Origin of the sequence: Nonomuraea antimicrobica (assembly GCF_039536965.1) — a bacterium.
Lineage (GTDB): Bacteria > Actinomycetota > Actinomycetes > Streptosporangiales > Streptosporangiaceae > Nonomuraea > Nonomuraea antimicrobica.
Genome location: NZ_BAAAZP010000038.1, coordinates 1 through 6,719, shown reverse-complemented (window position 1 = coordinate 6,719; position 6,719 = coordinate 1). Strand labels below are relative to the sequence as shown.

Below are 6,719 nucleotides of genomic sequence, written 5' to 3'. Positions count from 1 at the left end.
CGTACGCGCCGCACGTCGTCGGTGTCCAGCGGCCCGGCCCGCCAGGAGTCGTGCTCGGCGGGCGAGAGGCCGGGCAGGATGCGCCCGCGCGTGACGAGTTGCAGGGCCACCAGCGCCGCCGCTCCCCAGAAGCGGGCGGCCGGGTGCGCCAGCGGGTCCATGCGGGCCCTGGCCAGGCCCGCCACGGCCGTGCCGACCGGGACGAAGGTGGCCGGGGCCCGGCGGGTGCCCAGCGTGCCGTCCTCCCGCTGCTCGGCCACGGTGAGCAGGCTCTCACCGTCGGGGTCGAGAAAGGCGACGTGCCCGGTTCGGGGCGGGTCGCCGGGCTGGAAGACTGCCGGGTGCCGGGCCAGGTCCGTCATAGAGCTCACGGCCGTACAGTGTACGGTACGTGCGGGGTGTGGTTTGCCACAGTCTGAGAACGGACAGTCTCCTCATTCCACGCTTACGCCGATCTTCCATAGCCTTAGCCTCATGACTGATTGGCTGGTTGGACTGATGGAGAGCCTCGGGGCTCTCGGGGCGGGCATCGCGATCGCGCTGGAAAACCTCTTCCCGCCCCTGCCCAGCGAGGTGATCCTTCCGCTGGCCGGCTTCACGGCCAGCAAGGGCTCGATGGACCTGCTCGACGTGCTCATCTTCACCACGCTCGGCTCCGTGGTCGGCGCCCTGGCGCTGTACGGGGTGGGCGCCCTGCTCGGGCGCGAACGCACGCTGGCGATCGCCGCCAAGCTGCCCCTGGTCAAGATCTCCGACATCGAGAAGACCGAGGCGTGGTTCCAGCGTCACGGCCGCAAGACCGTGTTCTTCGGGAGGATGATCCCCATCTTCCGCAGCCTCATCTCCGTGCCCGCGGGGGTGGAGCGGATGCCGCTGCTCTCGTTCACGCTGCTGACCACGGCCGGCAGCCTCATCTGGAACACTATCTTCGTGATGGCCGGCTACCTGCTCGGCGAAAACTGGGAGCTGGTGGAGACCTACGTCGGCGTCGGCACCAACGTGGTGATCGCGATCGTCGTGCTGGCGGTCGTGGTCTTCGTCGGCGTCCGGCTGGCCGAGCGGCGCAAGGGGAGGCATGGGAGTCGCCGCTGAGGGAGCGCGCCTGGTGGGCGCGGCCGTGGGCACTGCGGTGCTGGGCGCCGTCACCGCGCTGGCCGAGCTGGTGTTCCTGGTGCTGACGCTGCCGTTCCTGGGCAATCCGAACGTCGGGGCGGCGGCGCGGCGGCTGGCCCGGTTCGAGGCCCGCCGCCTGCGGCTCGACCCGGCCTCGCTCGACGCACTGGCCGCGGCCGGGCCCGGCGGCAGGGTCGTGCGCTACCTGGCCGCGCGGGTGCCGCTCGGGGTGCTGGGCGGGACGGTGTTCGCGCTCCTGGTCGTCGGGGCGACGATGGGGGCCCAGCTCGCGACCGCGTGGGTGCGGGGCGAGCCGTTCGACGGGATGTGGCCGTCGCCGCCGCTGGTGGCGTACCTGGCCGTGGGCGGTTTCGTGTTGCTTTTTCTGGACTTGTCGGGGCTGGTGGGGGTGCGGGCGGTGGAACGGCGGCTGGCCCGGCACCTGCTCGGCCCCGACCCGACCGCGGCGCTCCAGCGCCGGATCGCCGAGCTGGCCGAGAGCCGCGCCGGGATCGTGGCGGCCGTCGACTCCGAGCGCCGCCGGATCGAGCGCGACCTGCACGACGGGCTCCAGCAGCGGCTCGTGGCGCTGTCGATGCTCATCGGCCGCTCCCGGCGGGGCCGTCCCGAGCTGCTGGAGCAGGCGCACCACGAGGCGCAGCAGGCGCTGGCCGAGCTGCGCGAGGTGGCCTGGCGGGTCTACCCCAGCGGGCTCGACTCGCTCGGGCTGGACGACGCGCTGGCGGGCGTCGCGGAACGCTCCAGCGTCCCGGTCACCGTGCTCTGCCGGCTGCGCGACCGTCCGCCGAGAGCGGTGGAGACGGCGGCGTACTTCGTGGTGTGCGAGGCGGTGACCAACGCCGCCAAACACGCCCGCGCCGCGCTCATCACCGTCGAGGTGCACCAGCTCCAGGGGCAGGACGGCGGGGAGGACGCGGCGGTGCTCGTACGGGTGCGCGACGACGGCGGCGGGGGCGCGCAGCCCGCGGGAGGGGGCCTGTCGGGCCTGGCCCGCCGGGTCGCGGCGCTGGACGGCCGGTTCGAGGTGAGCAGCCCGGCGGGCGGGCCCACGACGATCACGGCGGTGCTGCCGTGCGGGTGATCCTGGCCGAGGACTCCACGCTGCTGCGCGAGGGCCTGGTGCGGTTGCTGCTGGAGGAGGGCCACGAGGTGCCGGCGGCCGTCAGCGACGGGCAGGCGCTGGTGTCGGCGGTGGGGGCGTACCTGCCGGACATCGTGGTGGTGGACGTGCGCATGCCGCCCACCCACACCGACGAAGGGCTGCGGGCGGCGCTGGAGATCCGGCGCCGCTGGCCGTCGGTCAAGGTGCTGGTGCTGTCGCAGTACGTCGAGAAGCGCTACGCGACCGAGCTGATGAGCTCGGACGTGTCGGGCGTGGGCTACCTGCTGAAGGACCGGGTGGCGCAGGTCGGCGACTTCCTCGACGCGCTGGAACGGGTGGGCGCCGGAGGGGCGGCGTTCGACCCGGAGGTGGTGCGGCAGCTCCTGGCCCGTACGACGCAGGTCGACCCGCTGGCCCGGCTGACCGTCCGCGAGCGCGAGGTGCTCGAACGCATGGCCCAGGGTCTGACCAACGCCTCGATCGCCCAGGAGCTGCACGTCTCGCAGAGCGCGGTGGAAAAGCACGTCAACTCGCTGTTCGACAAGCTGAGCCTGTCGCACGCCACCGGCTACAGCCGCCGGGTGCTGGCGGTGCTGCACTTCCTGAAGTCGTGAGTGGCCGCGGGAGCGGAAGCGGTCACGAGGCCACCGAGACGACGTGCCGCACCGACGTACGGTCGGCGATCAGCTCCAGCATGCAGTCGGCCAGGTCGGCGCGGGTGGTGCTGAGGCCGCCCCGGACGCTGTGGTCGAGGGCCGTGCGGTAGTGGTTCGTCCGGCCGGCGTCGGTCAGGCGGGCGGGCCTGACGATCGTCCAGTCGGCCTCGCTCGCCCGCAGCAGGCGCTCGGCCTCGGCCAGGTCGGCGTAGCTGTGGCGGAACAGGCGCTGGATGACCAGGGGCTTGAGCACGTACCGGGTGAGGGGGCCGTCGCCGGGGTCGGCCACCATGCCCGCGGCGCCGACCGTCAGCAGGCGGCGTACGCCCGCGCCGCGCATGGCGGTCAGGATCGAGCCGATGCCGCCGGTCTGCACCGTGGTGGGGCCGCGCTCGCGCGAGCCCAGCGCGCTCAGCACGGCGTCGCGGCCCTGAACGGCGGGCGCGATGGCGGCCGGGTCCATCACGTCGGCCGCCACGACGTCCAGGCGCTCGCGCAGCTCGGCGGGCAGGCGATCGGCCCGGCGCACCACGGCGGTGACCTGGTGGGCGCGGTCGAGCCCCTGGCGCAGCAACTCCAGGCCGGTGCCGCCACTGGCGCCGAAGACCGTGATCCTCATGACTCCCTCCAAGGGTGGGTAAGTGGTTACTCACCCACCCTACCCAGGGGGTACGCCGCCCGCCTCTCAGGGGAGGTTGAGCTGCCAGGAGACGCCGAAGCGGTCGTTGACCCAGCCGAACCTCGTGCTGAACCCGTACGAGTCCAGCGGCATCAGCGCCTGGCCGCCCTCGCCCAGCGCGTCGTACAGCCGCTGCAGCTCCTGCTCGCTGTCGCACCCGACGTACAGCGACATCGACGGCGTGAAGCCGAACTCGTGCCTGACGGCGCTGTCGATGCACATGTACTCCTGGCCCGCCAGCCGGAACGTGGCGTGCTTGACCGAACCCTGCGCCCCCTGCTCCCCCGGGCCGTAGCGCTCGACGGCGACCACCTCGGCGTCGTCGAACAACGACACGTAGAAGTTCATCGCCTCCTCGGCGTCGCCGTTCTGGAACATGAGAAACGTGGTGATCTTCTGTGGCATCGGGAACGGGACTCCTACTCGGGTGCGTAAAAGGCGGTGGTGTTGGCGACGGAGGCGGCGACCTCGTCCGGGCTGCCGCCCGCGGCCCGGTGCGCCTGGCCCCACGCCTGGCCGCTGGCCGTGATGAACGCGCGGCCCTCGGGGGTCAGGTGGAAGGTGGCCTCGTCGGACTTCTCGCCGCCCGACAGGTGCAGGGCCAGGCCCAGCAGCGTCATGTCCCAGCCCACGCCGGTCGCGCCGGGCCCGAACCGCCCCCAGAACTCCTCGGGCACCTCGGCCGTGTGCCGCAACTCGAACAGCGTGCCGCCGTCCTTGGCCGACAGGTGCACCTCGACCTCGGAGAAGCCGGGGTTCTCGCCGAACAGCCACGAGATCCGCAGCAGGCTCGGCGGCTCGCAGTGCAGGATCTCGCCGTGCGCGTTGCCCTCGATCCGGTACGAGCCCCCGACCCGGAAGTCCCCGCTGACGGGCAGGAACCAGCGGCTCAGCCGCTCGGAGTCGGTGCAGGCCTGCCACACGTCCTCGACCTCGGCGTCGTAGTGGCGGCTCAGCACGAGGGCCTTGCGCGTGCCGTCGAGCAGCTCGCGATGAGCCCGGTTGAGCTCGTCGATCATCTTCATCGGGTGTCCTTCTCTCTTTCGCTCTCCATGCGGCGCCGGCGTTTGCCGCGGGCCAGCTCCGTCGCCAGGGCGTCCAGGTGCGGGCCCCAGAAACCGCGGAACCGCTCCAGCCAGAGATCGATCTCCTGCAGCGGGCCCGGCTCGACGGCGTACAGCCGCCGGGTGCCCTCGGCCCGCACGCTGGCGAACCCGTTGTCGCGCAGCACCCGCAGGTGCTGGGAGACGGCCGGTTGGGAGATGCCGAACTCACGCTGGATGACGGCGGTGACCTCGCCCGAGCTCTGCTCGCCGTCGGCCAGCAGCTCCAGGATCCTGCGGCGGACCGGATCGCCGAGCACATCGAATGCGTGCACGGCCCAGAGTATTTCAGGGCTCGCTTATATAAGTCAAACCTTAATCATCGAGGCCACGGGCGCTCAGCGCCTCCCCCAGCGCGTCGGCATGCCGCAGCGAGCTGACCACCAGGGGCACGGCGAAGGCGCGCAGGCTGCGCTCGACGCCCCTGGCCCGCTGCGCCTCCCTCACCCGCGTGGCCAGCTCCGCCACGACCGGCACGCTGCGTACGGTCAGCGACAGCAGCAACGACAGCCGCAACGGGTCCAGCCCGACGAACCGGACCGGTGACAGGCACCGCTCCAGCGCCGCCATCATGTCCGAGACCCGGGTGGTGAGCGTCACCAGCCCCGCCAGCGCCACGGCCAGCACCACCCGCAGCGTCGTCGTCACCGCCCCGTCCAGCCCGGCGAACGCGAACTGCATCGCGAACAACACCACCGCGAACCAGCGCACCGGCCTGACCTGCGCCCAGGCCGCCGCCACGCCCACCCGGGCCAGCGCGTGGAGCCCGGCCACCACGACCGCCGCCCCGGCCAGCGCCCACGGCGAGCGCAGCAGCACCAGCACCGAGCAGGCCGCCGCCAGCCCGGCCAGCTTGACGCCCGCCGGCAGCCGGTGCAGCGGCGAGGAGGCGGGGACGTACGCGCCGGTCAGGCTGTGCACGCCGGTCACGCCATGAGCGCGCGGTAGTGGGCGACGGCCTCGGCCGGAGCGCCGTCGGCGACGACGCGGCCCTCGTCGAGCACCAGCACCCGGTCGAAGCCCGCCAGCAGCGGCAGGTCGTGGGTGACCACGAGCACCTGCTGCGGCATCTCCTCCAGCAGGGCCGCCACCTGGCGCGAGTGGCGCAGGTCGAGCAGGGTGGTGGGCTCGTCCATGACCAGGAGGTCCGGCTCCAGCACCATGATCGAGCACAGCGCCAGGAGCTGCTTCTGCCCGCCCGACAGATGGTGGGCGGGATGGTCGGCGTGATCGGCCAGGCCGTAGCGGGCCAGCACCTCCCCGACCCGGCGCTCCACCTCCGCGCGGGCCAGCCTCTTGCGGCGCAGCGAGAAGGCGACGTCCTCGGCCACGGTCGGCATCACGATCTGCGCGTCGGGGTCGGTGAACAGGAAGCCGACCCCGCGCCTGATCCGGCCGCCGTCGCGGCGGGTGTCCATGCCCAGCACGGTGACGCTGCCCGAGGTGGGCAGCGCCAGGCCGTTGACCAGCCGGGCCAGCGTGCTCTTGCCCGAGCCGTTGGCGCCGACCACGCCCACGCGGCGCTCCGGCAGCGACGCCGTGATGCCGCGCAGCACGTCACGCCGGCCGAGCCGGACGTGCACGTCGGCGAACTCGATCACTTCTCAGACCACCTCGAACAGGGCGGCCACGCCGAGCCCGCCGCCGACCGCGGCCGCCGCCAGCCCCAGCGTCCCCGGCGGGGCGGCGGCGCGGACGAGCCCGCTGAACAGCCTGGCCACCACGACCGCCCCCGTGGCCCCCCACGGATGGCCCAGCGCCAGCGCCCCGCCGTCGGGGCACACCCGATCGGCGTCGGCGCCCAGCGGGTGGAGCCCGAGCGCGTCGGTGACGGCCAGCACCTGCGCCGCGAACGCCTCCACGATCTCCACCGCCGCGACGCGTTCCATGCCCACCCCCGTACGCGCCAGCACCCGCCGCACCGCGGGCACCGGCCCCCACCCGGGCAGCGCCGGATCGCACCCGACCACGGCCCCGGCCACCAGCCGCATCCCCGGCAGGCCCGCGCGCAGCCGCTCGGGCACGACGGCCACCGCCGCGGCGCC

General features: G+C 73.3%; 9 protein-coding genes and 2 pseudogenes. 3 read left to right on the top strand and 8 right to left on the bottom strand.

Annotated features, from left to right (window positions below):
- A pseudogene (locus ABD844_RS11495) lies at positions 1–362 on the bottom strand (ATP-dependent helicase); the annotation flags it as partial.
- A gap of 112 nt (positions 363–474) precedes the next feature.
- On the opposite strand from ABD844_RS11495, the gene ABD844_RS11490 reads away from it, so the two are divergent.
- The 3 genes from ABD844_RS11490 to ABD844_RS11480 are packed head-to-tail and all read left to right on the top strand — an operon-like array spanning position 475 to position 2,850.
- Complete coding sequence (locus ABD844_RS11490; RefSeq protein ID WP_344875856.1) at positions 475–1,092, top strand: DedA family protein; 618 nt, start codon at positions 475–477, stop codon at positions 1,090–1,092.
- Positions 1,076–2,215 (top strand): sensor histidine kinase, encoded by a 1,140-nt coding sequence (locus ABD844_RS11485; protein WP_344875854.1) that lies wholly within the window; start codon positions 1,076–1,078, stop codon positions 2,213–2,215. Before ABD844_RS11490 ends, ABD844_RS11485 begins: the two co-directional genes overlap by 17 nt.
- Positions 2,206–2,850 carry a response regulator gene (locus ABD844_RS11480; protein WP_344875852.1) on the top strand — a complete coding sequence of 215 codons (645 nt, stop codon included), beginning with the start codon at positions 2,206–2,208 and terminating at the stop codon, positions 2,848–2,850. Before ABD844_RS11485 ends, ABD844_RS11480 begins: the two co-directional genes overlap by 10 nt.
- Positions 2,851–2,872: 22 nt before the next feature.
- Here the strand turns inward: ABD844_RS11480 and ABD844_RS11475 are convergent, their stop codons facing one another.
- The 7 genes and pseudogenes from ABD844_RS11475 to ABD844_RS11445 form a co-directional block, all read right to left on the bottom strand.
- Entirely contained in the window at positions 2,873–3,511 is a 639-nt protein-coding gene (locus tag ABD844_RS11475) for an NAD(P)-dependent oxidoreductase (protein WP_344875849.1), read from the bottom strand.
- A 66-nt stretch (positions 3,512–3,577) separates the two neighbouring features.
- Positions 3,578–3,976 (bottom strand): VOC family protein, encoded by a 399-nt coding sequence (locus tag ABD844_RS11470; protein ID WP_344875847.1) that lies wholly within the window; start codon positions 3,974–3,976, stop codon positions 3,578–3,580.
- A gap of 14 nt (positions 3,977–3,990) precedes the next feature.
- On the bottom strand, positions 3,991–4,596 hold the full coding sequence (locus tag ABD844_RS11465; protein ID WP_344875845.1) for an SRPBCC family protein: 606 nt from the start codon (positions 4,594–4,596) through the stop codon (positions 3,991–3,993).
- Positions 4,593–4,949 carry an ArsR/SmtB family transcription factor gene (locus ABD844_RS11460; protein ID WP_344875843.1) on the bottom strand — a complete coding sequence of 119 codons (357 nt, stop codon included), beginning with the start codon at positions 4,947–4,949 and terminating at the stop codon, positions 4,593–4,595. Before ABD844_RS11460 ends, ABD844_RS11465 begins: the two co-directional genes overlap by 4 nt.
- A gap of 40 nt (positions 4,950–4,989) precedes the next feature.
- Positions 4,990–5,604: an energy-coupling factor transporter transmembrane component T family protein gene (locus ABD844_RS11455; RefSeq protein ID WP_344875841.1), complete on the bottom strand. Its 615-nt coding sequence runs from the start codon at positions 5,602–5,604 to the stop codon at positions 4,990–4,992.
- Positions 5,601–6,275, bottom strand: a complete 675-nt coding sequence (locus ABD844_RS11450) for an energy-coupling factor ABC transporter ATP-binding protein (RefSeq protein ID WP_344875839.1) — start codon at positions 6,273–6,275, stop codon at positions 5,601–5,603. The genes ABD844_RS11455 and ABD844_RS11450 overlap by 4 nt, the downstream gene beginning before the upstream one ends.
- A 3-nt stretch (positions 6,276–6,278) precedes the next feature.
- A pseudogene (locus tag ABD844_RS11445) lies at positions 6,279–6,719 on the bottom strand (acetyl-CoA C-acyltransferase); the annotation flags it as partial.